Below are 25,438 nucleotides of genomic sequence, written 5' to 3'. Positions count from 1 at the left end.
AGGCGCCTTACACCGTAATCTCCGGGGCGAGCTTCTTCAACGACCACGTGCGGTCACGCCGCGTGCCCAGATAACCCAACAACAAGCCCGCCAGACCCCACAAGGCCAAAACCAGCATGATGCCCCACAAGCTCGACTCATTCACACCGTACGACAGACGACGCATACCCGTCACCGCATAACCCATCGGGAAGAAATCATGCATCCAACGAATCGGCTCAGGCAAAGTCTCATACGGCATCGTGCCGCCACCGGTCACCAACTGCAGAATCAGAACCACCAAAGCCATCAACTTGCCGGGCGCACTCAAAAACACCGTCAAACCATGAATGAAACCAGTGAAAACCAGCGCCACAAAGCACAGGAACAACCACACCAGCCACGGATGAGCCATCTCAAAGCCCAAGCCAAACTTAATCACCACAAACATGAGCGTTGCCTGAGCCACACCCACCAGGCCAAACGGCATCCAACTACCGAGCATCACACGAATCGACGGAGCATGCGAAGCCAACGCACGGTTATTCATCACGCGCAACGTCTGAACCAGCATCAAACCACCAATCCACAGCGCCAGACACATGAAGAACGGACCCATGCCCTCACCATAGTTACGGCCCGAAGCCAAAGAATTGTGCGAAAGCGTCACCGGATTCGACATCGTGTCAGCAACCTTCGTCTGATCCGATTCCGAAAGATTCGGAACCTGCTTCGTACCAGAAGCCAGGCCACTCTGCAGAGAGGAAGTGCCCTCCTTCAGCTCCGAAGCGCCGCTGTGCAGCTGATCCGTGCCATTAGCCAGCTTCCCCGTACCATCGCTCAGCTGGGATGCACCATCCTTCAGGTTCGACGCGCCATCAGCCACCTTCTGCTGGCCCTCAACAGCCGCCTGCTCCTTCTCCGCCAAAGTACCCGAACCATCCTTCAAAGTCGCAGCACCACTCTTAAGCGAATCAGTACCCGACTTCAAATTCTCAGTACCCTCAGCCAAGGTCGCAGAACCCGACGCAAGAGAAGACGCACCCGAAGCAATCTTGGAATTACCATCAGCCAACGCCGCAGAACCCGACGCAAGAGAAGACGCACCATCATCAACACGGGCCGCACCATCAGCCAAAGAAGAGGCGCCCTTCGCCACCGAGGTGGAAGCCGCATCCAGTGCATCCACACCCGACACCAGGGTCTGAATCTTAGCCGCCGAAGACGACGAACCATCCGCAACACAGTGGCTCGACTTCAGGGCCTGCAGCTTCGACATAACATCCGCAGCAACCGCATCACGCGAAACCAACTGAGACTCCAAAGCCTTCTGGTTCAGCGTCGCCACCTCACCCTTAAACTCATCAGAATCCACCGAAGACACCAGCTCGTCAGCCTGCTGCTGGGTCATGGTGCCAGCAGCCACCAGCGGAGCCAAACGCTCACGAAGCCGCTGCGCACTCGCCGACACCACAGTATTCGACAAATCCCGACCAAAATCACCACTCGGAGCAGAAGTATCCGTCTGCTGCAGATGCTGACACATCGCGTTCAGCTGGCCCGGCAGCTCACGAATACCCGACTGGTCCAGACCCTGACGCAACTTATGAGTACCCTCAGCCAGGCTGTTCGCACCCCGAGCCAGCGTAGCCGAACCATCCTTCAACGAAGACGTACCCTCAGCCAGCGTAGCCGAACCATCCTTCAACTTCGACGCACCATCAGAAGCCGAAGCCGCAGCAGAAGCCAAAGTCGAAGTGCCATTCTTCAAGGTCGTCGAACCGTCCACCAGCTTCTCAGCACCCGAATCCAGCTTCTCAGCACCCGAGTCCAGCTTCTCAGCACCACTCGCCAACTTCTCCGCGCCCTCAGCCAACTGCTTCTGCGCATCCACCAACTGAGTCGTACCATCAGAAAGGGTGACCGTACCATCCTTCAGCTTGAGGGCACCATCATTCACCGTGGCAGAGCCATCCTTAAGCTGAACAATCGCATCAGCCAGCTTGACCGTACCGTTATTAACCTTCGACGCACCATCAGCAGCCTCACCCATCTTCGAGTGAATCGTCGTGAAGCTCGCCAACAACGCATTCGCGGTAGCATTACCCACCTTCGAGGCCACCGAATCACGCACCGACGTGCCCGCCTTCGTCACAATATTCGTCAACACATAGTTATTCGCGTCATTCGTGACAATCTCAATACCGGCCGACTGAGGATCAATCGTGCCCGTCTTACCATCGGCATCCGGCTTAAACGCGGCGGCACTCTGCAGATTACGCGAGAAATTCTTCGGAATCACCAACGCAAAATCGTAGGTACCCTTCTCCACCCCGTCGACAGCCTCTTCACGGGTCGGAACCTGACGCCAATCAAACGTACCGGCATCCAGGAGATTCTTCTTCACATCAGCACCGGTATTCACCTGCTGACCGGAAGAATCCGTAGCGCCCTCATCCTCAACCACGAGGGCACCCACAATGCCATTCACATGACCGTAGGCATCCCAGTTACCGTACAAGTACAGCGCACCATACAGCAGGGGGATGCAGGACATCGCAATAAGCACCAGGACCGGCAAAACACCGCTAGTCAGGCGCTTAAGCTCAACAAGAGCAACACGCAGAACAGTCATTCTTACTCCTTCTCAGCGGTCTTCTGGGCGTTAGGTTTCTGGTCAACGGTCCGAACGGCCTCGGTCACGCCGGACGCCGCGGGGATGAGAGGAATCGAAGAAGTCGAGGGGATTTCCTCCACCTCACGCACCTCAACCACATCGATTGTGGGCTCAGCCTGGGTCAGCTCTTCCGTCTCAGTCAGCTCTTCTGCAGGCTCCTCAGCCGGCTCAAACTCGCCGTCCTGATCCATGTGGACACTACCCACCACAGCACGAGCGCCATGCCAATCCCCCGAAATATGAGGCACAATCGCCACCACAGTGCGCGGGCGGTCCTCGTCATTAGCCAGCTCCTCCAGGAAAGGAAGCCACATGCGCGTGTGATTCAAATGGCGCGACGGAGTATCAAAGACCAGCAGATCCGAAGGGCTACTCTGCGCCAAAGCCGCCATCAGCTCAATATTCATCTCGCCATCCAGCTCATCCATCCACAGACCATCCAGATCCTCGAGGCCGTGCTCCTTCAACCAACGGCCTGCACGGGAACGACCAAAAACCGGCAGATTATAGGAGAGCATCTCAGAGACATAGTCGTACACGCGCATATGCTGTTCGGGAGCGGTCACATCGGGGGAATCAACGATATCGCTGATGCGGCGCAACTTCTTCATGGAAATCGGCTGCGGCTCCTCATCGCCAGCACTCCAGCAAATCTCGCCGCCCGACAGAGGCAAACGACCCGTAAGAGCCAGGCCCAGGGAAGTGCGCTCCATCTGGCTGTCAGCCTGAACGATAATGACTTCGCCCCCACCCACCGAGAAAGTGGTACGACCAAAAAGGGCGTGGTGACGCCCCTTAGCCCAGATGTTGTCAACGCGAAGCACAGCGGTCCCTTCAGTCGGTACGACGGGTAGAACGGGTAAAAGTACGAGCCCGAGGACCGCGTTCCGCGTCACCTACTTCAGGACGCGGAGGGATTCTCAGGCTCCGATGCTTATATATCGTAGACCCGGTTATGTGTGGTTTTGTGAGGATTTTCGGGTGAAAAAGCGTCTATTTTTGAAATTTCCGGAGTATTTTTCAAAGAATTGGGGTATTTCGTTCAAATAAGCCACGAAACCATGACCGGTTTCACCAGGCCCCATACCACGACAAGCCCCAGGACGGACCCGGGGCTCAACCGGGCAAAACGGGGTGAAGAAGCAGACCCGGGATGATAAGGCAGGGCGGCAGAACCCGCCCGCCGAAATGCTCGGAGCAGAATACCGACGACAGGGCTCACTGAGGGGTGCATCGTCGAGAAGCGCACCACCGAGATCCAGGGTCAGGAATACACTCAGGAGCGTCGCTCCCTAAAAAAATTCAGCATGAGCCGCGCGCACTCCTCAGCGCGCACCCCCGCATACACCTCCGGAGCCGGCGCCACACGCCCGTCCCGCAGCACATCGTAACGGCTACCGGAGGCGCCCGTCTTCTCCTCCCAGGCACCAAAAACCACCGTCGAGACGCGGGAGGCCAGAATCGTACCAGCGCACATCAGGCAGGGTTCAACGGTCACCACGAGGGTGCATCCCTCTAGCCGCCACTGCCCCAGCCGCGCCGCCGCCTGACGAATCGCGTTCACCTCCGCGTGGGCGCTGGGATCGTGTTCCCGCTCTCGAGTGTTGCCGGCGGAAGCAAGGACGGTCCCGTGCTCGTCCACGACGACAGCACCGATGGGAATCTCGCCACGCTCCCCCGCGGCAGCGCCCTCAGTCAGGGCAAGGCCCATCCACTCATCGTGATCGGCGCGAGCGGGGATGTCACTGAGCACGGTGGAAGAACCATCAGAAACCATCAAATTTAAATATTCCGAATATAACATATTACCTCGTCAGAGAGTAAAAACATGAAACGCGACTAGTGAGTGGCGGCCAAAGAAAAAGGATACACCGCGGCGGCCCCGGCCGCCCTCAACGCGTGAGCCACCACCGTATTCGCCCAGCGGGAATCCACCACATCCGACACCAACAGAACCGCACAGCGATTCTCGCGCACATAATCCAGCACCTCACTCGGAACCAGGTACGAACGTAGAACATCCGTACAGCGGAAAGCGCTATTACCGCCAAAGAAACGGGGCTCCTCCACCAAAGACACCTGCCCCAAATCCATCAAGCGACCCACCGAAGCCAATCCCCGGCCCAAGGACTGCGCCAAGCGAGGACGTACCGGCGACGGCAACGTCAACACCGCGGCCGGTCGCCCCGCGGCACCCCACTGCCACGCCGCCAACACCTTCACGCAAGCGCGGCCCAAATCTGCCGGCACCTCAGAGTCAACGGGCTCACCCAGCTCATTCGTGGCGAAGAGCTCACGCAGGCGCGTTCCATACCCCATATCGCTCAAGCGCGCCAACGCGTAACCGGGCTCGGCCTGCTCGTCCTTCGATAGGCGACCGCGCGGAGCGGAGGCACCCATCAGCTGGTCCAGACCGGTGGGCCACATGCGGCGCGGCTCCACCGGAACCCCCACGGTGGCGAAGCTCTGACGCGCCGCCTGCTGCGCCTCCTCGGGAACCTGCGTCGAGTACCAGGGCCCGGCGCACCGATCGCATCGGCCGCAAGGCTGGGCGGAGGTATCATCCAGCTGTCGGGCAAGGAACACCATGCGGCACCCCTCCGTCCGCTCGTACTCCAGCATGGATTCCTGCTCGCGCACGCGCGCACGCGCAACCCCCGCGTAGCGTTCACGGTCGTAGCTCCAGGCAGCGGAGGTGCGGCACCAGCGGCTTCCCTCCTTCACAACGGCGCCTTCGACGTCCAGGACCTTGAGTAGCAGCTCCAGGGTTGAGCGGCGCAACTGCACACGCGCCTCCAGCGCGGCGAGGCTCAGACCCTCGGGGGTCTGCTCCAGGGCAACCAGCACCTGCAGGGCCTGCTCTTCATCCGGCATCGAGGAGGTCGCGAAATACTCCCAGATGGCGCGGTCACCGCGCCCGGGCAGAAGCAGAACGTCTGCATTGACGGCCCCGCGGCCCGCACGGCCAATCTGCTGGTAGTAGCTCACCGCAGACGACGGCGCACCCAGGTGCACCACAAACCCCAGGTCGGGCTTATCGAAGCCCATGCCGAGGGCGCTGGTCGCCACGAGGGCCTTAACACGGTTCTCCTTAAGGGCCTGCTCGGCGGCCATGCGTTCGTCCGGGTCGGTCTTGCCGGTGTAAGCGAGCACGTCGTAGCCGCGGGCGCGCAGGGCGGATGCGGTATCCTCCGCCGCCGAAACGGTCAGCGCGTAGATGATACCCGAGCCGGGTAGCTCGTGTAGGTGCACCATGAGCCAGCCCAGGCGCTGGCTTTCGTCGGGCAGTGCGAGCACGCCCAGTCGCAGGGAGGTGCGGGAGAGCGGGCCGCGGATGACATGCACGGGAGCAGTGGCGGCCGCACTGAGCTGCTCGGCGATATCACGGGTCACGCGGTCGTTTGCGGTGGCGGTTGTAGCGAGCACGGGCACGCCGGCGGGCAGAGAAGAAATCAGCGCGCCGATACGGCGGTAGTCCGGGCGGAAGTCGTGGCCCCAGTCCGAGATGCAGTGCGCCTCGTCAATCACGAGCAGGCCCAGGCGTGGCGTGAGAAACGGTAGCCACTGCTCGCGGAACGCCGGGTTATTGAGCCGCTCGGGGCCGACCAGGAGCACGTCAAGCTCGTCGGCCTCGACCTGTTCGCGGATGCGGTCCCACTCGGTGACGTTCGCCGAGTTCACCATGGCGGCGCGCACCCCCGCGCGGGAGGCGGCGGCCACCTGGTCGCGCATGAGCGACAGCAGCGGGGAGATGATGAGTGCCGGCCCGGTGCCTCGGGCGCGCAGGAGTAGTGAGGAGATGAAGTAGACCGCGGATTTACCCCAGCCGGTGCGCTGCACCACCAGGGTACGGGCGCGGTCGGCTACGAGGGCGTGAATCGCTTCGTACTGGCCGTCGTGGAAGTCGGCTTCGGGAGCGCCGGTGAGGCGGCGTAGCAGTTCGCGGGCTTCGTCGCGCAGGGAGGCGGTGGTGTCCGGCTGCTGGGGGTTCATGGTTTTCTCCGACGGTGGGTGGTTTGCGGGCGAGCGTGCCGACGCGTTGTCTTCCCATCATGTCACACCCGGCGCTCCCCGGCTTCGGAGCCGGTTACTGCGCGCCGTTTCGTTCTCGGGCCCGGAGATTTACGCCTCGCTCACCCGCGCGTCCGGGCTAAACCCCGGTAGAATTGTCTCTGTGCTACACAGCCTCCGCATAGTTTTGCACTATGTTCACCATAGGCACGTTCTCTATGCTGGTGTTACCCCGCCGCCGATCCGTGCGCGCGGTCCACTCACAGTTCAGGATTTTTCATGACTTTTCTTGCCGCCGCCCTCGCGCAGCTTCCGGTTGCGTTGCTGGGTCTTAACCTTGAACAGTTCCTGCTCGACACCGGCCCCTGGGTTCTGGTTGTTTCGGCGATCATTGTTTTCATTGAGTCGGGTGTACTGTTCCCGGTTCTTCCGGGTGACTCCCTGGTTTTTGCGCTGGGCATGCTGCACCAGCAGATGGGTCTGTCGCTGTGGGTTGCGTTCCCCGTGCTGGTGATTGTGGCGATGGCTGGCGCTGAGGTGGGTTATCAGATTGGTGCCCGCTACGGCCGCAACATCTTCAAGGATGACGCGAAGATTCTGAGCACGAAGAACCTGCACACCACGGAGAAGTTCTTCCGTGAGCGCGGTAGCTTGGCTCTGGTTCTGGGTCGTTTCGTGCCGATTGTGCGTACCTTCGTTTCGCTGGCGGCCGGTATTTCTTCGTACGACCGTAAGAGGTTCCACCTGTGGAACGCTGTCGGCGCTATTGCGTGGATTGGTGTGATTGGTGTGGCCGGTGTGTTGCTGGGCGGTATTCCGTTCGTGCACAACAACATCGAGTACATTGCCGTGATTATTGTGGTGGTTTCTGTGGTGCCGGTCTTTATCGAGTACCTGCGCGGCCGTTCGAAGGCTAAGCGCGAATCCGCTGAGTAACCGTTTAAGGGATACCCCGCACGATACGGGGATCCGCCGGTACGCTCTGAGGGGTGGGGAGGTCGTTCTGACATCCCCACCCCTCAGATTTTTAGTACATTTCGTTGGCGTATGTACGCCGCAACAGGCTGGGCGTAAACAGTAGCACCGTCATAACGAGGTAGCAGACGGTGGGTGCGTTTGCCAGCGCAACGATGAACACGAGCTTCAGATACTCAGCGGCGCCCATCGCCCCAATATTGGCAGAGTTGTAGTACTCGGCGGCACCCATGAAGATGAAGATGCCGTAAAGCAAACCCACGATACCTATGAGAATGGCAAAGCCGTGCGCCCAGCGGCGCCTCTGCCAGAGTTTCCAGAGGACAATAAGGTTTAGCGCATCCATGAGGGCTCCCTGCAACAGAGCGGGGACAGCAACATCCGATATAGCTTCATAGCTCAGGGAAGTGTGATTGTTCTCGAGAGCGCCCATGGTAACCTTCGCGGCATTGAACACAATCACCATTACGATGCACACCGTCACCCCAATGAGGGCGACGGGGCGATTGCTGTGTCGTTTGCGCTTCTCCTGGTAACGAGGGGCCTGCCCCGGGGGCGCGTATTCTGACATCGTGTGTGTTTGTCCTTTCTATGTCCTCCATCCCGCTGACAGAGAACCGAATAGTCTGTTTGGAGGATTGTTTAGGAGCGAGACGCACCACTAGTTGAGGCGGTAGCCTTCCTCGGTATACACGGAGGTGTCCTTATAGCCGCGCTGTTCTTTGCGAGGCTTCTTTCGTGCAGCCTTACGGCGGGTCGTCTTGTACTGCTGGGCGACGGCCTCTTCAGCCCGTCGGTCGGCATCCTGCTCTTTCCGATGTGCCTGCGCCTCTTCCAGGCGAGCACGTGTTTCTGTATCTGCATTCTGATGGCTGAGGACGTTCTCCTCATCGACCGGCTCGTCATCGAACAGCTCGCCGTCGACCGGTTCGTCACCGTCGAGCTCACCGTCGTAAGGTTCTAGACCGGCGCGCTCGGCGCGGAGCGTCAGCAGAATCTCGCCCTCCAGACGTTGCTTCTCCAGGGGGTTTTCCGTCACCGCCATCTTCGCGCGAAGGTCGAGGATTCGCTGCTCGGCGGGAGTGCGAGTTACCCGTTCCTCCTCGTCAATCAGCCGGAGCATTTCCAGGTAATGGGCGGCTTGCCTCTCCTCGATGGTCATGCCCGTCTCTTCGTCGGCCCCAGCCACGTTTTCCATGCTCTCCGCCGCGGATGCCGGAGGCTCCTCAGACAGGACGCCCTCCTCATCCCGGGTAGAGACAAGGCCCAGCAGAAAAATGAAAAGTGCGGCCCCAACACCCACGATGATGACCAGCACCTTCGTCACAGTCAGGGAGGCGGTAGCCGGGCTCGTCGCGGGGTTCAGCGCGGTGAAAGCCGGAAAGAAAAAGCCGGCCAGGTCGAAAGAGCCCGCGGTGATGAGCATACCGCTCAGGCAGCAGACGGCCGCGTAGAGCATCAGCGTCTGACGTGCGCCTCTGCTACCCGTGCACATGACCGCCAGGAAGCACAGGATGATCAGTTCCACCCAGATGGTTCCGCTCAGGAGGCGAGGCACGGCAATGGTGAAAATTGACACGATATCCCAGCCGTGTCCGGCAGAGGCGAGGGCCTGGTGCGCATCCAAACCCGCGTACACGAGCATGAGCCCCACGCCCAGGCAGAAGGAAATATTGATGAGCACCGAAGTCTTCTGCACCGGCTCAATCTGTTCTTCGCCGTCATCGGGGTCGGTGCGGGTTTGTGACTCGTGTGCAGGGTCGGAAGTAGGGTACACGGGGTCATCCTTATCGGTGGTTGTGAATAAATTATCGATGAACCGCAAGCCCGCGGCCGGGGTTAGAGCAGGTAATCCTTGCGGCGACTCAAGCGCCACGAGCTACGGGCCGCCATATAGGCACGCGACTGGCGCGACCACACCAACCCCAACGCAATAACACACACCACCAAGTACACCCCGGCAATATACACGGGCGCATACAAGGGCGATGAGTTACTCAGCAGGAACTCAACCTCCTGGCTGGGCGCACCGTTCAGCGTGGCAAGCATAGCGCCCACGCTCAACATAATCAGCATCGCCGAGATAATACCCATCACCAAAGACACCGAAAGCACCACCGCGGCCCAACGGTAGCCGCGAATGAACGCCACCGTACAGAAACTGTGTAGCACCACATTTCCGAGGGTGCACAACATCAGGAAGAGCACCGGGTAGTAGGCCTGCGCCTCCACAAGGGTGGAAGAATGCCAAGTGGACAGGCGCGGAAGATGGGTCGTCGTCAGCGACACGGTGGTGTACACCAGTAGCGCCACCCAGCCCGCAGAAATAGCCAGGAGCACCCAACCGGCAACCGACACAAGGTTCGGGGTCGGCGGTTTGGATCGTGAGGATTTCGCGGATGCCTCGGGAGAAGCTACAGCCGCGGGAAGCGGTACGGATTCGGGGGTAGACATGGTTGGATCTTTCGAGGGTCTGCGCGCCACGATACACGAAGGCTGATGAGCCGGGCGGGTGCGAACAGAGTACGTATGATGTGGTGAAATGCGGTGTGTTCGGTGAGCTGATGTGCATCGGCCGGGGTGTTCCGGCGGAATCCTCATCGGAAGGGTTAGCTAGTCGGAAGGGTTGGGCTCCTCACCCGCACCTGAATCTTCAGATACGTCAGATTCATCAACCTTACCCTGCGCGGCGGGATGCGTGAGCGCGGTCCTCAACTCGTTGAAACGATAAATCGTCAGTAGGGACAGGCCAATCTCGCTCACCCACACCAGGCCCAGGCAACAGAGCACCACCATCGGGTCAAAGCCCATGGAGACGCCCGCCCAGTCCAGCATGAGGAGCAGGAACGTGATGGGCGAAAGCACCAGCCCCACGCAGATATACCCAATCAGGGAGCAAATCGCCCAAATACTGTACACAGAGGTGTCGGCGACGTCGTTCGGCGGGCGCAAAAGCGGCCAGGCCTGAACGATGATATACAGGGCCGCAATCAGCCAGAAGCAAATCGCCAGCGGTTGCGTGTACTGGGCGATGATGAGGCCCTCCGTCAGGCCCAGAACACTCAGAATAGCGATGCGCACCAGCAGGTTCTTCCGTAGCTGACTCTGGCGTTTCTTGAGCTCTTCATGGGAGTAGGTGCGAAGGAACGCCGGAAGCACGGCCGGAGCCACCACCGGGTTGAGGGAAGTAGCCGGAGCCTGCACGACGTGCGAGGCAGGCCGGGGCACATCCTCCGCGGGGGTAATCTGCACGGCATTCACGGGAACAGCGCGGTGCATCGCGGTGGAGGGGGCGCTCACCTCCGGGGAGGCGGGCCGCAGGTTACGGATGGGCGCCTGATACCGGGTTCGCACGGCGGTGCTATCCGGAGTTCCGACGGACGGTGCGGAACCATCTGTGGTCCGGTCCGGGGTACCCATAAATCTCCTCCTGACGGCGTGGACGACGGTTTACGCCTCTACCGTATCATGCGTAGTTGAAGGCTTCCCGGCCGTGAAAAAGGGTGACGGACGGTGTCCGCAGAGACGCACACAACGCGCCGATGGGTGGCGTCCTCTTAATCGCCGATATTCCCAGAGAGCGGGGTGTTCTCTGCGAGCGACCCGCGGCGGAAAACCTCATCACGGCTAATGACTCGGCGCAGAACCACCACGTAGAACAGCGAGAAGAGAAACTCCAGCACGAACGAACCCATGACCGTCAATAGCGCTCCCGCGTAGAACACCCCGAAGTGCCTAAAAAGCGCATCCGGTCCGTGCAGGGCGAATAGCAGGTACCCGAAGAAGACACTCATCGCCGCGGCCAGGAGCGCCGAGACGGCGTTGCCCCAGTAAATCAGCATGACGGAGCGGTCGGCGCGGTAGATGGTCGCCAACCAACCGTGTACAACCAGGTACACGAGCGGAACGGCGCCCACGGGGAAGAGGGCCACCCGCATGAAGAAGTACACCATGCCGAGCGCAGGGGCGATAAGCAGTACGATGCGCACCGCGTAGAGCGCCTTGACCGGCAGGGGTTTGCTAGTGCCAAGATCCCAGAGCTCCACAGCGGGGGCCTCCACAGGCTCGAAAAGTTCCGGACCGCGGGGCCCCCGCATGACGGAGCGTCGTCTGCGTTCCTCCGGCAACTGTGCCGGTCCAGACGACGATGCCGGCTCGGGCGTACTAGCCTTCAAAAATGCCTCGGGAACGGTCCTTGCGCACACTCTTAGCCGGGAAGATACGGCCGCTCATGCTGATGTACACGCCCGGGTCCAGCAGGTTCAGGGCGGCGATTGCAGCACCCAGGTTGAAACCGGCATCGGAGTGCCCCATGACGGCCGGCTGCATCGCGCCGGTCAGCACCACGACCTTCTCACCCAGCTGCGCATGCTCGAGCAGGTAGCGGGCGGTTTCGGGCATGGTGTCGGTGCCGTGGGTGATGAGCACCTGGGTGTTGGTGACGGCGTCCAGGGCCTCGGTCAGCTCGGCGCGGTCCTCGTCAGTCATGTCTAGGCTGTCCTTGCCAATGAGCGGACGGATGTCGAAACGCACATCGGTAATGACGCGATCGAGCAGATTCTTAGCGGCAGGTTCGCCGATATCCATCGTGCCGGCAACGGAGTAGAACTTATCGATTGTGCCGCCGGTGGCCAGAATCGTGATTTCTTCAGGGTTCTTAATGGTGACGCTCACGGGGTCTCCTCATCTCTTGATCTCTTGAGCAGCAGAACCAATAACGACGCAAAAACCCGCCGACCCCCGCTAAGCGGGAGGCGACGGGTCGTTCGGTGCGCCCTGTGGGGCTCGAACCCACGACCTGCGGATTAAAAGTCCGTAGCTCTACCGACTGAGCTAAAGGCGCTCTTTCCGCATAGCTATACAGCATGCAGATAAAAACTACTATACACTACAGCACTCACCTCCGAAACGGGGCAGGACGCGGCACGGCGGGCGAAAATACGCGGAGCCGCCGCAGGGGTACACTGGGTAATCCTATGTCTACATCCGCATCTTCCACCGGCGGGCACCGCCGCCGCACGCATCACCGGCCCGTCCTCTTTACCACCGAGAAGTTTGAACGGCACGAGGGCGGCATGGACCCCGCCGCCCGCGAGGAGGCGGCCCACGCCTCGGCCCGCATTCTACTGATGCGCGGGCGCGGGCAGGATCCGCAGCTGACCGAGCGGCTCGTCAGCTTCACCGACGACTACGGCATCGAAATGCTCGCCGAACTGTGGTCGCACGCGAGCGCACATTCCCTGCCGGGAGCGCTCTGGCGCATGTATCAGCTGCGGGATACAGTGCATCGCTCCCCGCGCGGGGTGAGCCGCGCTTTTGAGCTGGGCATGGCGGAGGATTACCGCTCGCACGTGGTGGCGGGTGTGCCAGATCCGCCGGGTGCCGAGGAGGTTGTGCACACGATTGACGAGATCCTGGCCGGCCTGTATACGGGCGATTGGGATATGGCGATGGAGCGGTGCGCGGCCTTCGCGCGCGTTGTGGCCCTGGGGATTCAAGTGGATTTTGCGCGGTACTCGCGTAATCCGGCGCCGACAGTCCCGGTGGCAACAAGCCACGAGATTAAGCGTGAGGCGGTTGAGCGTCACCTACGCATGCCGCGGCAGGCGGCGCAGCTGGAGCAACACGCGCAGGATCTGGAGGCGGTGGCCGCCCAGTGGCGTGCCGCGGGAGCTTCCCAGTGGGATTTGGAGGGAATAGCATAGAGGCTGGTGCCTCGCTCTGCCGGGGTTTCTCCTCTGCTGGGGTTTCTCGCTCTGCTGGCCACCGGTGTTCGCACCGCGCTCATACCCTGCCGATAGGGGCCCGATAAGGCGCTTTGTTGGAACGCTCAATGCCCTTGTCAGAGTCTAGGGTTAAGGGCGGGGTGAGGCCGTCATCTTGAGGTTAGTTTCACGAGTTGGCACAGGTTCCGCTTTGCGTGCGAAAGGGCGCGCGGCGGGCATTTTCGATTGACTCTCACGGGGGCTCGGGTAGATAATGATTACAAGATGTCGGGTTGCTAATAGGTAGCCCCGGGCTCCAAATCTTTAGCCGCTTCGAGCGGCCTTCCGCCGAGAGGCGCTCCCAACCCGACATCCCTAAACGTTCCGGTGGAGGTCGAGAAATCGACCCCCACCGTTTTATGTTGTCGGCCTGCATTCTATAGGTCTGCATCTCGGCCCGGATCAGCCCATGATAGCCTAGGTCGGTCCGGGTTGGTTCGGGTTTTCGGCCCGCAGTTCCAGCGCTCGGTTCTGGTGTGTTTCTTCACGCCGCACCGCAAACCCTTTATATGCATAGCTGGGAATACATGATTGCAGCTGGGTTCCGGACACAGGCTCTGGGCGTGAGTTCTGGGCTTGAGTTCTGGGCATGGGCTCCAGGCATGAGTTCTAGGCGTGAGTCGCGTCCAAAATACTCCTCAACCCCGACCACTCGCTAGACTGGGAACTATGCTGCACCGCCTCTTCCCCCACGCGAACGAATCCCTCGCTTCCCTCGCCGAAATCTCGGCCCAGGTCGGCGAGGCCGCGGCGCTCCTCTCCGAAATGGTGGGCTCCCCCGTCGCCGAATACCCCGCCCTCTTCGAGCGCATGCTCGCGCACGAGGCCGACTCCACCGACCTGCTCTACCGCACCCTCACCGAAGTGCGAAGCTCCTTCTCCCCACCGATTCCGCGCGAGGACCTCTACACCCTGGCACGTAAGCTCACCACCGCCGTTGAAAAACTCACGAGTGCCGCACACGTACTGTCCCTGCACAGCATCGACGGCTTCGCCACACACATCACCTCAATCCTGGACATCATTCAGCGGCAGGCCGTGCTCACCGCGGCCGTCATCCCCAAGCTTGCCGACATCCGCGGCCTCGACAACTACTGGATGGACATGCTCCGCATCTCGCGACAGGCCCTGCGCACCGCCGAAGAGTACGAAGCCTACATCTCCACCCGCTACACCCACGAACGCTACCGCCGCTACGTGACCTTCCTAGCCCAGCTAACCGCCGCCTCCAACGCAATGCGCGATGTCTCCACCGAGATTGGCCGCATCATCGTGCAGGAGTCCTAATGCTCCTGATCCCCTTCGCCCTCTGTGCGTTCGGAACGGCAGTCTACGTGACCGGCATGCACGACGCCTCCAACACGGTCGCCGTGCCCGTGCGCACCCGCGCCCTCGGCGAACGCTCAGCCCTCTACCTGGCGGCCCTCTTCAATGTTCTCGGTGTCGTGAGCGCCTTCCTGCTACTGGGCGAGTACTCGGCCACCTGGGTGAGCGCCCCCGAGGGAGAAACCGGTCTGAGCGGCATCCTCGCCGCGCTGCTCGTCTGCTCCATCTGGGGTATGCTGACCTGGGTGTTCCGCCTGCCCTCTTCCTCAACCCACGCGCTCATCGGCGCGCTGGCCGGGGTCAGCTGGTGGGCCCGATTCAGCACACAGGGTAGCCAGGAACTGCACCTCAGCTCGTTTCTACCGCGCATCTTCGAGGCGACCCTCTGGCCGCTGCTCTACCTGCCCCCACTGATTTTTATGCTCTCCTGGGTCATGGTGATTCCTTTCTACCGGTTCGTGGTGGGGCACAACCCGCGCATGGTCAACCAGCATTCCCGCGAGGCGCTTGCCGTGTCCTCCTCCGCGATTTCGCTCTTGCACGGGGTGCAGACAGGCTACCTGTACCTGCTCCTGTGGTCGCTCATGGTTCCCCTGCTCGGTGCCCATCCGAGCTCCGGCGGCACGCATCCCCTGGACACCGCAGGCATGCTCCTCGGCACGCTTTTCATCGCTGTGGCTCTGGGCCTCGGAACGCTCAGCGGCGGGCGGCGCATCGGTTACACCTTCGCGTACAAGATGGTGCGCATCGACCCCCTTCGCGGTGCTGTCGCGCAGGGAACTACCGCCGCCGTGCAGGTTCTTGGGTACTTTTTGTTGCAGGTTCCCTTCTCTTCGTCGCATCTGGCGACTGCATCAATCCTGGGTGCGGGAGTTAACCAGCGTTTCAACGCGTTGAAGCCCCGCATTGTGCTTCAGATCCTGCTGGTGTGGATTGTGACCATTCCAGCGTGTTTTATGGTCGGTGTGGTCATCATGATGGCGATTCAGGCGCTTCTCTGAGGCTTCATGTGCCGCCACCGGCCCCATCTGATTCCCCTTCTCATCTACGGTCGGCGCGGGTTGAGCGCGGGAGCTAACGCCTTCATAATGGTGTGAGTTCGCGAGCCTTCACACGCCCTCCCCCAACCGATAAGTGACTATGTCTTCCCCCACCGTAGCTGTTCTGGTCCGTACGAAGGACCGCCCCCGTTTCCTGCGCCGTGCCCTGGCCAATATCGCCGAGCAGACTTTTACTGACTACACGGTTTGCGTCATCAACGACGGCGGGGACGAGTCTACCACCCGCGCCATTCTGCAGGCTTCACCCCTCGCGCATCTGCTGGAGGGCGACACACCGCGGCTCATGCTGCTCACCACCGGCGGCGGGAACATGGAGGCCGCCTCGAATGCCGGTTTGGCGGCCACCGACAGCGAGTTCGTGGCCATCCACGACGATGACGACCTGTGGGCCCCCGAGTTCCTGGAACGCACCGTCAAGGCTCTACGCGCAAGCGAAGCGCTCATCTGCTCGACCCGCGTGGTAGAACGCTACGAACGCGAAACCCCCGAGGGCGAGTTCGAGGTGTACGAGGAGCGCATCTTCCACGACGGCTTGCCCGGTTTCGGACTGCAGTTCCTCTACCGCACCAACCGCGCCGTACCCATCGGCATCCTGTACCGCCGCCGCCTGCACGAGCTGGTCGGCCCCTACGACGAGTCCCTGCCCGTGGTCGGCGATTGGGAATTCAACCTGCGTGCCGCGGCAGTGACGGAGATATTGCTCGTGGACGTACCCCTCGCCTACTGGTCGCTACGCCCGCAGGCTGACGGCGCGGAAGCCAATAGCGTGCAACGCCAAGCCGAGCACGCCCGATTCGACGCGAGCGTGCGCGCCCGCGCAATTCGCGACGACCTGCAATCCGGCGGGCGGCCGGGCCCGTACCTCTACCAGGCGCACCTGATGGCCGACCTGGAACGCCGCGTGATTGACGGGCACGATCTGACCCGCGAATCCCTGGATCTTCTGCGCTCCCTCGGGGAGCGTCTGGAGCGCATCGAGGCTCGTCAGGCCGTTATGGATGCGCGCCAGCGCGAGCTGGAGGCCAGGCTCACCGCCGACCGGTCGCGGGGACGCGGTGCCCTGCGCGCCCTGCGTTCTGCGGTTCGTTCCCTCGCGCCCCGCGCACGGTCTGCATCCCCGCGCGGGGAGGGACGCTAACCCATGACGGAGAACGCCCATTCTACTTATTCCCGCACGCCGCGCGTACTCGTAGTCGGCGATATCGGCCAGCACGCCTACCACGTGGGCGATGAGGCGATGACCATGGCTGCTGCCCGTTTCCTGCACGAAGGCGGGTGCTCCGTAACCCTTATGACCCGCGACGAGCGGCACTCGGCGCGATACCTCAACGCACCCCGCAACACAGACGGCGGAGGCTACTCCTACCTGCCGTTTTTTCTCTTCCCCTGGTCCCCGGCCGAGCGTGAACTCACGCTGGAGGCCATCGAGCGCATCCTGCGGGAACTCTACCCGGCCAACGAGGGCGGTGCCGCACCTCGCGAGACCGACCCGACCGACCTGCTGGAGCGCCTCCTCAATACGCCCGAGGTACGCGCCCTGCCCGAGCCCCTGCATCCCGCGGAGGACACCGTGCGCACCATCATCGACTGGGCGCGCGCTGTGGCGACCGCGGATGCGGTGCTCATCTCCGGCGGCGGCAACCTCAATTCCCGATTCGGCTGGCTGCTCTACGAGCGTGCCGCGGTGGCCCTCGTCGCCGAGTACACCGGTGTTCCCCTGTTCGTGACCGGCCAGTCGCTGGGCCCCACCCTCACCGAGAGGGATGCGCAGACCCTCGAACGCATGCTCCGCTCGGCCCGTTCGGTCTCGGTGCGCGAGGAGAACTCCCTGACATGGTGCCGCGAGCGCGGTATTGATGCGCGCCTGTGCGTGGACGACGCGACGGACGCGGCGCCCGAGCATCCCTCCCGCGCGCTCGACTACACCGCAGACGCCGACGAGGCAGATGAGGCAGGCACCGCGCACGCCGTGACCCTCGACCCCTCCGAACTGCTGGGTGCCCTCCCCGAACGTTACGTCTGCGTCACCGTTAACGCATGCACGCAGGAGCAGGCCGAGCGGCTGGCGGGCCTGCTCAACCAGGTATATTGCGAGCACGGGTACGCCCCTGTTTTCCTCAGCCACTTTGGCGACCCGCTCCAGGCGAATCAGCCCGGGCGGCGCGGGGATGCGGACACCCATGAGCGCATCGCGGGCCTGCTCTCCCCCGCCGCGCGCGAGGCGGCAATCGTTCTGCCGATTCTGCATACGGATCAGAGCCTGCTCGTGCACCGGGCGGCGGCGCTGACGATTACGAGCCGGTACCATCCGGCGGTCTTCTCGGCTGCGGCCGGTATTCCGGTGCTTGCGCTGATTCCCGACGCCTTCACGCAGGTGCGCGTGGGCGGCGCACTGAGTCTATATGGTTGGGGTGAGTTCACTCTGCCCCTGGGCATGCTGGCCGGTGGGGTTCCCGAGCTCATGGTCGCGGCGGCCCTGCGGTATGCAGCTGTTGCCACGGATGCGCGCCGCACCGAACTGTTGGAGGCGTTGCGGGCCGATCGCGCCTACCTGCTGGCGCAGATTCTTGCACACGGTGAAGAAAAGTCGGACGAAAGCACGCCCCCGGCCCCCTTCCCCGCCGCGACGCAGGTTCCGGCGCTTCCTGAGCCGTTGGGTGCAACTGTCCGTGCCGCCCGTGAGCTTTTCACCGTTACTTCCCTAACCGCGGGGTTTGAATGGGCGATGTCTGATCGGGCGCATTCCTGGGATGCTGAGCATCGCCTGCAGTTAGAGCGCGCGCGTATGAGTGGCGGCGTGCAGGGTATTCACGGGGCACACGGTGCGGAAGAACCGCGCCCTGTTGCTGTTGAGCCCAAGTCGTCTTCTGACGCATCGGCTGAGGGGCCTGCCACTCATCCGAGTCTGCTGGCGCGGGTGGTGCGTCGCCTCCGCGGCTAGCTTCCGCGGTTATGGGCCATGTGAGGCATACGGCCTCAGCCTGGGTAGGAGCGTGAAACGCGGGGTCTCTCACACTTCAACCCAACACTCCCTAAGTGTCTTGTGCACCCTATGAGCGCCGGTATGATGGTGCTCATGGCACGCTTCACAGAGATTCTACGCACTACTGAACAGAACACCCGGCAGTTCATTCGTGAGGGTATTCATCGAGTCCGAGCAGACTTCTTTCAGTCTGTGCAGATTGTTGCGGCGTCTATGGGCGCTTGGCTTTTCTCTGAGCGCGTCCTGGGCCACCACGAGCCCATTTTCGCGCCGGTCGCTGCCCTCGTATCCCTGGGCTATGTAAGCGGCGCTAAGCATTCCCGCCGAATCCTTGAGGTCTCCTTCGGCGTGACCCTCGGCATTCTCATTGGCGACCTTCTGCTGATTCTGCTCGGTCACGGTACCTGGCAGGCGGCAGTGGTGCTTTTCTTGACCGTGATTATTGCCCGATTTATTGATAAGGGCATTATTTTTACGATTCAGCTGAGCTTCCAGGCCTGTTTTACACTCCTGCTGCCCGTGCCTGACGATGCGTTCACCCGCAGTTTTGACGGTCTAGTTGGCGGCGCTTTCGCATTCCTCGCCATGTACCTGATGCCACGCGACCCGCGTAAGAACCCGCGTGAACGCGCAACAGCCCTCATGGATGCGTTCGCGAAGGTTTTCACGCTCTCCTCCGAAGCAATTCGCTATTACGACTACAACAAGGCATACCAGAGCCTGCTCGATGCCCGCGCCCTGCAACCGCTGTATGATGCGGGCCGAGGCGACCTGATTACCGCGCAGGGTATGAATGAGCTGTCCTGGAATAGCCGCAAGAGCAAAGGCGAGTTGGAGCGCATGTCGAAGACTCTTGCCGCGATAGATTTGGCGATTCGTAACGACCGCGTCCTCAACCGCCGCATGGCCTCCACCATTCACCACGTACAGCTACGTGCGGCCGCACAGGTTTCACTGAGTAAGGCCCTGGATGAGCTGTCACTGGCCTCCCAGAGTATCGGCCTGGGCATGTCTTCGCCGAAGAAGGAAGAGCGCGAGTACTACATGAAGAAGGCGCAGGACCGTATGGTACATCTGGCTGGAACTCTCGAGCCGCGCTACATGGGTGTGGCTTCCTTCGAGGGCGAGTCGCTGGTGCTGATGCTACGCCTAATCGTGGTCGACTTCCTGGAGGCCACCGGCATGAGCCACAAGGACGCCCTGGACAAGCTGATGCCCCTGGGCGAGGCCATGACGGAGCACGCCCCGAGCACCTCCGTGCTACCGGTGGTCGACCTGCATGTGAGCCCCGAAGAGATGGAGGCGCGCGCCGCCGAAATGGGCGCCGCCACCGTGGCCGGTTCCGTGCCGGAGAACGCTTCGGAGAGCATTCACCGTCAGTCCGATCGGTTGCATACCCGTTCACTCAATATCATCCTGCACGAGAACGAGGAGGAGAACGTCACGCAGCCGCGTACCGACCGCCCCTCACAGGTTCGCAAGGACTAGCGGGGTCGGCAACCAGTCACAAAGCATAGAGGAGGGGGCTCCCGGCGGCATGCATGCCAACCGGGAGCCCCCTCCTTAACTCTCTATGTGCTGATGTAGCGGGCGGCTACTTTTGCGGGAAGAGCAGGGCCAGCGCCTCACCCAGGGTGGTTACCTCACGCACGGTCACACCTTCGGGTACATCCCCCACGCCCGCCGGGGAGGCGGGCACCAGCACGTGCGTGAAGCCCAGGCGGCCCACCTCCGCAATGCGCTGACGGATGCCCGGCACGGCGCGCACCTCACCGGCCAGACCGACTTCGCCGAAGACCGCAAGCTTGCGCGGTAGCGGCTTATTCTGCGCTGCCGAGGCTAACGCCATGACGCAGGCCAGGTCGGCGGCCGGTTCGGCAATTTTTGCGCCGCCGACCGTGGAGACGTAGCAGTCGAGCTTGCCCACGTTTAGCCCGGCGCGACGCTGCAACACCGCCAGGAGCATCTGGATGCGCGCCGAGTCCAGGCCCGAAACGGTACGGCGCGGGGCCGGGGCCACGGCCTGATCCAGCAGGGCCTGTACCTCCGCGAGCAGGGGGCGGCGACCCTCCATCGTGACGGTCACGCAGGTGCCGGCCACCGGGTGCGGGGTGCTAGAAACGAACATGCCGGAGGGATCCAGCACGGGGGCGATGCCATCCTCGTGCATGTCGAAGCAGCCCACCTCGTCGGTGGGTCCGAAGCGGTTCTTAATCGCGCGTAGCATGCGGATATTCGAGTGCTTATCACCCTCGAACTGGCAGACCACATCCACCAGGTGCTCGAGCAGGCGCGGGCCCGCGATGGTGCCTTCCTTGGTCACGTGGCCGACGAGCAGGGTGCACATATTGCGTTCCTTCGCGGCGGCAATGACGGAGGCGGCCACCTCACGCACCTGGGTGACGCCGCCGGCGCTTCCCTCAACTTCTGCGGAGGCGAGGGTCTGCACGGAGTCGATGACCAGCAGCACCGGGTCAATCTGCTCGATATGCGCCAGGGCGGTGCCGAGGTCGGTTTCGCTGGTCAGGTACAGGGTCTCGGCGATGGCACCGATACGGTCGGCGCGGAGCTTGACCTGCGCGGCGGATTCCTCGCCGGTGATGTATAGGACCGGGCGCGGCGGCTGGGTGTTCTGCGCGGGGGTATTTGTACGGTTCTGCGCGCCCCTCTGCCCCGCAATCCCGGCGGTGCCGCGCGCAAAGGTGGCGGCTACATCCAGCAGCAGGGTGGATTTGCCCACGCCGGGTTCGCCCGCCATGAGGATGACCGCGCCGGGTACAAGTCCGCCGCCGAGCACGCGGTCAAATTCTGGGTTTCCGGTGCTCATGTAGGCGGCTACGCGCGAGTCGACTTCTGCGATGGGCTGAGCGGGTTTCTGCACGCTGGATGCGGCTCGAGTGCGTGCTCGGGTGCCTCCGGAGGCTTCTTCGACGGTGCCCCAGGTCTGGCATTCGCCGCAGCGGCCCACCCATTTGGCGGTGGTCCAGCCGCATTCGGTGCAGCGGTAGGCGGGGGCGGTTTTGGTGTTTTTTGTGCGCGCGGTCATGGGTCTATTTTAGGGGTTTGTTCTGCTGGGCACGCGGTGTTTGGTCACGGCGAAAGGGAGTACCCCCGGACACATTTTTACTATTAAACGCGAGGAGATCACGCTGAAGTATCTTTGCATAAATATCGAGAACATCTATTCGTTTTTAAGGCACTTTAGCCCGCCGTTTCGCCCCTGACGTCACTCTTTAGGTGCGATTATGGGTACAATGGTCATCGTGCAGATGAATTATAGTGACCTTTTACTGAAAACTATCGCCCGAATCGCCCCCGGCACCGAGCTCCGCGAAGGCCTGGAACGCATCATGCGCGGCCGTACGGGCGCACTCATCGTACTCGGATCCGACCGCACCGTTTCTTCCATGTCGTCGGGTGGTTTCAGCATCGACACTGAATTCTCAGCAACCCGCCTGCGTGAGTTGGCAAAGATGGATGGCGCCATCATCTGCGACCGCGACGCCACCCGCCTGCTACACGCCGCCGTGCAGCTCATGCCGGACGCATCCATCGAGACGAACGAGTCCGGCACCCGCCATCGCACGGCCGAGCGCACCGCGATTCAGACCGGCTTCCCGGTGATTTCGGTAAGTGCCTCAATGTCCGTGATTTCGGTGTACGTAGACGGCACCCGCTATATGGTCGAGGACAGTCAGTACCTGATGGCCCGCGCGAATCAGGCGATTCAGACCCTTGAAAGCTATAAGAAGCGTTTGCGTTCAGTGCTCTCCAGCCTGTCCGCCTTGGAGATTGAATCCAACGTATCTCTAGCGGATGTGGCGATGACCCTTCAGCGCATGGAGATGGTGAACCGCATCATCCGCGAGGTCAGCCACTACGTGCTGGAGCTCGGTGTGCACGGCCGCCTGATTGCCCTGCAGCTGGAGGAACTACGCTCCCCCGAGATGACCGCCAGCGACCTGATTCTGCGCGATTACCTACCCGAGGTGAACGACGCGCTGATTGCCGCCGGTGTTGAGGCGCTCCAGAACCTGAACGATATGGATATCGTGGATTTGCGCGCGATTGCCCGCACTGTCGGCTTTGGTGAGAACCCCGACCTGGAGCTTCCCCTGCAGCCGCGTGGTTTCCGTTTGCTGGCTGGTATTCCGAGCATTCCGAATGCGATTGCCGAACGCATGGTGGAGCGCTTCGGAAGCCTGCAGGCTCTCATGGCGGCATCCCTTGAGGATTTGCGTGCCGTGGACGGTGTGGGTGAGGCTCGTGCCCGCACGGTGCGTGAGCAGCTGACCCGCATGGCGGAGAGTAGCCTGGAGCGATACCTCTAATCACCCGGGCACACCTCTAGCACTTGAGAACGGTTCCGGGTATGATGGGTTGACAGGGGTTTCCCCTCGTCCAGGCCATACCACGTCACGAGGAGGTCACAATGTCGTACTCACAAACTAAACGCCCCGTCCCGTTCTTCGTGTGGGCGTCCCCCATTCTGTTCCTGATTTACCTGCCGTTGCTGTGGTTCAAGGTCATCCCCAATTCTTTTGAGGTGACTGACCTGTCCACTCTGCTGTTGGCGGCACTGCAGTGGACCGCTTTCGGCAGCCTGCTCGGGTACCTGGGCGAGCGCCGTTTCGCCAAGCCTCGCGCCTCCAAATAGTGACCAGATAAAAGCTAAAGCCCCCGCGCCGGAGAATATCCAGCACGGGGGCTTCAACATTAATGTCCAAAAACTGCATAACAAGTGACATTAATTGTGATATAAATTACAAAAAATCCTATTGAATATAGATTGCACTCAAGTGTAATATTGTCTCAATCAATCTAGTCGAGATGTTTTCTCATCTAGTTGATTACTTACTCACTTAGAGTTATAGCTAGACAAGGATGTTAACATGCATACCTCACGCATCAAGAAGCCTCTTTTCCTCGCCACGGCAGGCATTCTGGCATCGCTCATGATGGGGAGCGCAGTTGCCCCGGCATCTGCCCTCCAGACCGCACCTGTTTCTGCAGGACACTCCGCCTACACTGCAGAAAATATTACCGAGCAGCAGCTTGCACATGATCTCGAAGTTCTTTTCACTCGTTATGTTCCCCAGCATAATGGTCACTATTTTGTGAACTACGAAAACTTGAAGGCTGACGGGCTTATCCTTCAGGCACCCAATTTTGAACGTCTTGCACTGGCCTTCAATGGGGCTGCTGGTTCCACGAATGAAGATTATGATTCATTCGATGATGAATCGACTCAAGACGCAGATTCATTTGCACGGTGCATGATTGAAAATGTGCTGGGATTCAGCATTCCTGGACTTGTGCAGGCTACTAAAGTAGCTATTTCTGCATGGAATTGGGGCTTGGCAGCCCGTACCATCATCCGTATTGCTGGACCAGTAGCTCTCAGGAGCTTCGGCGGCCCTGCAACCATTGCATTGAGCCTTAGTTGGGGTGTATGGCAATGTCGTGGAAGCTGGTAAGTCAGAAGACAGGCGACAGGTATACTAAGCGCCCCGTCCCGTTCTTCGTGTGGGCATCCCCCATTCTCTTTCTGATTTACCTGCCGCTGCTATGGTTCAAGGTCATCCCCAATTCTTTTGAGGTGACTGACCTGTCCACTCTGCTGTTGGCGGCACTGCAGTGGACCGCTTTCGGCAGCCTGCTCGGGTACCTGGGCGAGCGCCGTTTCGCCAAGCCTCGCGCCTCCAAATAGCGCCGCACAATAACCCCATACAAGAAGCCCCCGTACCGGAAGAAATATCCAGCACGGGGGCTTTTGCATGCCCATTTACGGGCAAAAACTACGGGGACCCAGAAGCGACTACTGAATCACGAAGTTCACCTGAGTCGAGGTCACACCGTTCACCGTTGCGGTCGCCCAGTAGGAGCCCTTCTGCGCGGTCGAAGCGGCGGAGCATCCCAGAACGTTGATCTTACGGTCCCAAGGCACATCCGCGGCGCCCTCAGCGCCCGCGGCAACCTCAGCCTTCGGCAGGGCGGTCGCGGCGCACAGGCTACGGGTGTACACCTTTGCCGAGCCCGAGGTGATGCTCAGGTCCACACCGGTATTTGCGCCCTCGCCGCCCACAGCGCAGGGGGTCTTCGAAGAGTTCGAGTAGGTCACATGGAACGAGACCTGCTCACCCGCGGCAAACACCTGCTTAGCCGGGGTGACGGTCACCTTCAGGTCGTTCGCGGAGCAGGCAGCCACCACGCCCGCCGCACTAGCACTCGGGGTGGCAGAGGGGGTAGCCTGCGCGGTCTTCGTCTCGCTCGGCTTTGCCTCGGCACTCATGGTTTCAGTAGCCTTGGGGGAGGCGCTCATGGTCACCGTCTCACTCGGGGAGGCAGAAGGGCTTGCCGAAGCGGAGGCGCTAGCCGAAGCCGTTTCGGAGGGGCGCGCACTGAAGCTCTGGAAGGGCGCACCGGAGGCCGTCGCGGTGGAGGCGACGGTGGAGTCCTTCTTGTTATTAATCATGCCAACGATGCTCGTCACGCCTGCAACCAGCAGAAGAATGACGGCGAGCAGGGCAACAACCGCCACGATGCGACGGCGGCGATAAACTTCAGGAGGCAGAACGGGACCATTTTCAGACATACTCTAAGGATACCGGGTTTCAACCTTAGATTCACCATGAATCCATCCCATGCCATTTTGGGAATA

The 25,438-nt window shown here is 61.3% G+C and carries 23 protein-coding genes and 1 tRNA gene; 11 read left to right on the top strand and 13 right to left on the bottom strand.

Annotation, left to right across the window (positions count from 1 at the left end; all coding sequences use genetic code 11):
- Positions 1-7: 7 nt before the first annotated feature.
- From JX292_RS00400 to JX292_RS00385, 4 genes are all read right to left on the bottom strand, one after another.
- Positions 8-2,614, bottom strand: coding sequence for a YhgE/Pip domain-containing protein (locus JX292_RS00400; RefSeq protein ID WP_204860271.1), 2,607 nt, complete (start codon positions 2,612-2,614; stop codon positions 8-10).
- Positions 2,615-2,616: 2 nt separating this feature from the next.
- Positions 2,617-3,480, bottom strand: a complete 864-nt coding sequence (locus tag JX292_RS00395; RefSeq protein ID WP_204860269.1) for a multidrug ABC transporter ATPase — start codon at positions 3,478-3,480, stop codon at positions 2,617-2,619.
- A gap of 452 nt (positions 3,481-3,932) precedes the next feature.
- Positions 3,933-4,460 (bottom strand): nucleoside deaminase, encoded by a 528-nt coding sequence (locus tag JX292_RS00390; RefSeq protein ID WP_204860266.1) that lies wholly within the window; start codon positions 4,458-4,460, stop codon positions 3,933-3,935.
- 35 nt (positions 4,461-4,495) lie between these two features.
- Complete coding sequence (locus JX292_RS00385; protein ID WP_204860264.1) at positions 4,496-6,649, bottom strand: RecQ family ATP-dependent DNA helicase; 2,154 nt, start codon at positions 6,647-6,649, stop codon at positions 4,496-4,498.
- A 297-nt stretch (positions 6,650-6,946) separates the two neighbouring features.
- On the opposite strand from JX292_RS00385, the gene JX292_RS00380 reads away from it, so the two are divergent.
- On the top strand, positions 6,947-7,603 hold the full coding sequence (locus JX292_RS00380) for a DedA family protein (protein WP_204860262.1): 657 nt from the start codon (positions 6,947-6,949) through the stop codon (positions 7,601-7,603).
- Between the two features lie 91 nt (positions 7,604-7,694).
- Here JX292_RS00380 and JX292_RS00375 read toward each other — a convergent pair whose 3' ends face one another.
- The 7 genes from JX292_RS00375 to JX292_RS00345 all read right to left on the bottom strand — a co-directional run bounded on the left by JX292_RS00375 (position 7,695) and on the right by JX292_RS00345 (position 12,485).
- On the bottom strand, positions 7,695-8,213 hold the full coding sequence (locus tag JX292_RS00375; protein ID WP_204860259.1) for a hypothetical protein: 519 nt from the start codon (positions 8,211-8,213) through the stop codon (positions 7,695-7,697).
- A 90-nt stretch (positions 8,214-8,303) separates the two neighbouring features.
- Entirely contained in the window at positions 8,304-9,419 is a 1,116-nt protein-coding gene (locus JX292_RS00370) for a hypothetical protein (RefSeq protein WP_204860257.1), read from the bottom strand.
- A 62-nt stretch (positions 9,420-9,481) separates the two neighbouring features.
- Positions 9,482-10,096, bottom strand: a complete 615-nt coding sequence (locus JX292_RS00365; protein WP_239653550.1) for a multidrug DMT transporter permease — start codon at positions 10,094-10,096, stop codon at positions 9,482-9,484.
- A 159-nt stretch (positions 10,097-10,255) separates the two neighbouring features.
- A complete protein-coding gene (locus JX292_RS00360; protein ID WP_204860255.1) occupies positions 10,256-11,062 on the bottom strand; it encodes an organic solvent tolerance protein OstA in 807 nt (268 codons plus the stop codon).
- A 137-nt stretch (positions 11,063-11,199) separates the two neighbouring features.
- Positions 11,200-11,688 (bottom strand): peptidase, encoded by a 489-nt coding sequence (locus JX292_RS00355; RefSeq protein ID WP_204860252.1) that lies wholly within the window; start codon positions 11,686-11,688, stop codon positions 11,200-11,202.
- A 118-nt stretch (positions 11,689-11,806) separates the two neighbouring features.
- Entirely contained in the window at positions 11,807-12,316 is a 510-nt protein-coding gene (locus JX292_RS00350; protein ID WP_204860249.1) for an asparaginase domain-containing protein, read from the bottom strand.
- A gap of 96 nt (positions 12,317-12,412) precedes the next feature.
- Positions 12,413-12,485, bottom strand: a tRNA-Lys gene (locus JX292_RS00345).
- A 133-nt stretch (positions 12,486-12,618) separates the two neighbouring features.
- Between JX292_RS00345 and JX292_RS00340 the strand changes: the two genes are divergently transcribed.
- The 6 genes from JX292_RS00340 to JX292_RS00315 all read left to right on the top strand — a co-directional run bounded on the left by JX292_RS00340 (position 12,619) and on the right by JX292_RS00315 (position 20,265).
- Positions 12,619-13,347 (top strand): histone acetyltransferase, encoded by a 729-nt coding sequence (locus JX292_RS00340; protein WP_204860247.1) that lies wholly within the window; start codon positions 12,619-12,621, stop codon positions 13,345-13,347.
- A 729-nt stretch (positions 13,348-14,076) separates the two neighbouring features.
- Positions 14,077-14,694 carry a phosphate transport regulator gene (locus tag JX292_RS00335; RefSeq protein ID WP_204860245.1) on the top strand — a complete coding sequence of 206 codons (618 nt, stop codon included), beginning with the start codon at positions 14,077-14,079 and terminating at the stop codon, positions 14,692-14,694.
- Complete coding sequence (locus tag JX292_RS00330; RefSeq protein WP_204860242.1) at positions 14,694-15,734, top strand: inorganic phosphate transporter; 1,041 nt, start codon at positions 14,694-14,696, stop codon at positions 15,732-15,734. Before JX292_RS00335 ends, JX292_RS00330 begins: the two co-directional genes overlap by 1 nt.
- Positions 15,735-15,873: 139 nt before the next feature.
- Positions 15,874-16,932 carry a glycosyltransferase family 2 protein gene (locus JX292_RS00325; RefSeq protein ID WP_204860240.1) on the top strand — a complete coding sequence of 353 codons (1,059 nt, stop codon included), beginning with the start codon at positions 15,874-15,876 and terminating at the stop codon, positions 16,930-16,932.
- Positions 16,933-16,935: 3 nt separating this feature from the next.
- Positions 16,936-18,735, top strand: coding sequence for a polysaccharide pyruvyl transferase family protein (locus JX292_RS00320; RefSeq protein ID WP_204860237.1), 1,800 nt, complete (start codon positions 16,936-16,938; stop codon positions 18,733-18,735).
- Positions 18,736-18,870: 135 nt separating this feature from the next.
- Positions 18,871-20,265: an FUSC family protein gene (locus tag JX292_RS00315; protein WP_239653549.1), complete on the top strand. Its 1,395-nt coding sequence runs from the start codon at positions 18,871-18,873 to the stop codon at positions 20,263-20,265.
- A gap of 106 nt (positions 20,266-20,371) precedes the next feature.
- On the opposite strand, the gene radA is transcribed toward JX292_RS00315, so the two are convergent.
- Entirely contained in the window at positions 20,372-21,823 is a 1,452-nt protein-coding gene (gene radA / locus JX292_RS00310; RefSeq protein ID WP_204860235.1) for a DNA repair protein RadA, read from the bottom strand.
- Between the two features lie 208 nt (positions 21,824-22,031).
- On the opposite strand from radA, the gene disA reads away from it, so the two are divergent.
- The 4 genes from disA (at position 22,032) to JX292_RS00290 (ending at position 24,487) form a co-directional block, all read left to right on the top strand.
- Complete coding sequence (gene disA / locus JX292_RS00305) at positions 22,032-23,108, top strand: DNA integrity scanning diadenylate cyclase DisA (protein WP_204860905.1); 1,077 nt, start codon at positions 22,032-22,034, stop codon at positions 23,106-23,108.
- A gap of 101 nt (positions 23,109-23,209) precedes the next feature.
- Complete coding sequence (locus JX292_RS00300; RefSeq protein ID WP_204860233.1) at positions 23,210-23,434, top strand: phosphoglycerol transferase; 225 nt, start codon at positions 23,210-23,212, stop codon at positions 23,432-23,434.
- Positions 23,435-23,669: 235 nt separating this feature from the next.
- Complete coding sequence (locus JX292_RS00295) at positions 23,670-24,254, top strand: hypothetical protein (protein WP_204860231.1); 585 nt, start codon at positions 23,670-23,672, stop codon at positions 24,252-24,254.
- The gene (locus tag JX292_RS00290; protein WP_204860230.1) at positions 24,236-24,487 is read left to right on the top strand and encodes a phosphoglycerol transferase; all 252 of its coding nucleotides are present in this window, start codon (positions 24,236-24,238) and stop codon (positions 24,485-24,487) included. Before JX292_RS00295 ends, JX292_RS00290 begins: the two co-directional genes overlap by 19 nt.
- Positions 24,488-24,595: 108 nt before the next feature.
- Here the strand turns inward: JX292_RS00290 and JX292_RS00285 are convergent, their stop codons facing one another.
- Positions 24,596-25,372: a hypothetical protein gene (locus tag JX292_RS00285; RefSeq protein WP_204860229.1), complete on the bottom strand. Its 777-nt coding sequence runs from the start codon at positions 25,370-25,372 to the stop codon at positions 24,596-24,598.
- Positions 25,373-25,438: the final 66 nt, after the last annotated feature.

Origin of the sequence: Rothia mucilaginosa, from assembly GCF_901875305.1 — a bacterium.
Lineage (GTDB): Bacteria > Actinomycetota > Actinomycetes > Actinomycetales > Micrococcaceae > Rothia.
The sequence above is the reverse complement of the archived record's forward strand: the minus strand, read 5'-3'. Positions and strand labels throughout refer to the sequence as shown.

Coding starts and splice junctions, on each gene's coding strand:
- JX292_RS00285 (WP_204860229.1), bottom strand. CDS start 25,372: ATGTCTGAAAATGGTCCCGTTCTGCCTCCTGAAGTTTATCGCCGCCGT.
- JX292_RS00325 (WP_204860240.1), top strand. CDS start 15,874: ATGTCTTCCCCCACCGTAGCTGTTCTGGTCCGTACGAAGGACCGCCCC.
- JX292_RS00295 (WP_204860231.1), top strand. CDS start 23,670: ATGCATACCTCACGCATCAAGAAGCCTCTTTTCCTCGCCACGGCAGGC.
- JX292_RS00335 (WP_204860245.1), top strand. CDS start 14,077: ATGCTGCACCGCCTCTTCCCCCACGCGAACGAATCCCTCGCTTCCCTC.
- JX292_RS00290 (WP_204860230.1), top strand. CDS start 24,236: ATGTCGTGGAAGCTGGTAAGTCAGAAGACAGGCGACAGGTATACTAAG.
- JX292_RS00315 (WP_239653549.1), top strand. CDS start 18,871: ATGGCACGCTTCACAGAGATTCTACGCACTACTGAACAGAACACCCGG.
- JX292_RS00340 (WP_204860247.1), top strand. CDS start 12,619: ATGTCTACATCCGCATCTTCCACCGGCGGGCACCGCCGCCGCACGCAT.
- radA (WP_204860235.1), bottom strand. CDS start 21,823: ATGACCGCGCGCACAAAAAACACCAAAACCGCCCCCGCCTACCGCTGC.
- JX292_RS00360 (WP_204860255.1), bottom strand. CDS start 11,062: ATGGGTACCCCGGACCGGACCACAGATGGTTCCGCACCGTCCGTCGGA.
- JX292_RS00330 (WP_204860242.1), top strand. CDS start 14,694: ATGCTCCTGATCCCCTTCGCCCTCTGTGCGTTCGGAACGGCAGTCTAC.
- JX292_RS00385 (WP_204860264.1), bottom strand. CDS start 6,649: ATGAACCCCCAGCAGCCGGACACCACCGCCTCCCTGCGCGACGAAGCC.
- JX292_RS00390 (WP_204860266.1), bottom strand. CDS start 4,460: ATGTTATATTCGGAATATTTAAATTTGATGGTTTCTGATGGTTCTTCC.
- disA (WP_204860905.1), top strand. CDS start 22,032: ATGGTCATCGTGCAGATGAATTATAGTGACCTTTTACTGAAAACTATC.
- JX292_RS00365 (WP_239653550.1), bottom strand. CDS start 10,096: ATGTCTACCCCCGAATCCGTACCGCTTCCCGCGGCTGTAGCTTCTCCC.
- JX292_RS00300 (WP_204860233.1), top strand. CDS start 23,210: ATGTCGTACTCACAAACTAAACGCCCCGTCCCGTTCTTCGTGTGGGCG.
- JX292_RS00380 (WP_204860262.1), top strand. CDS start 6,947: ATGACTTTTCTTGCCGCCGCCCTCGCGCAGCTTCCGGTTGCGTTGCTG.
- JX292_RS00375 (WP_204860259.1), bottom strand. CDS start 8,213: ATGTCAGAATACGCGCCCCCGGGGCAGGCCCCTCGTTACCAGGAGAAG.
- JX292_RS00400 (WP_204860271.1), bottom strand. CDS start 2,614: ATGACTGTTCTGCGTGTTGCTCTTGTTGAGCTTAAGCGCCTGACTAGC.
- JX292_RS00320 (WP_204860237.1), top strand. CDS start 16,936: ATGACGGAGAACGCCCATTCTACTTATTCCCGCACGCCGCGCGTACTC.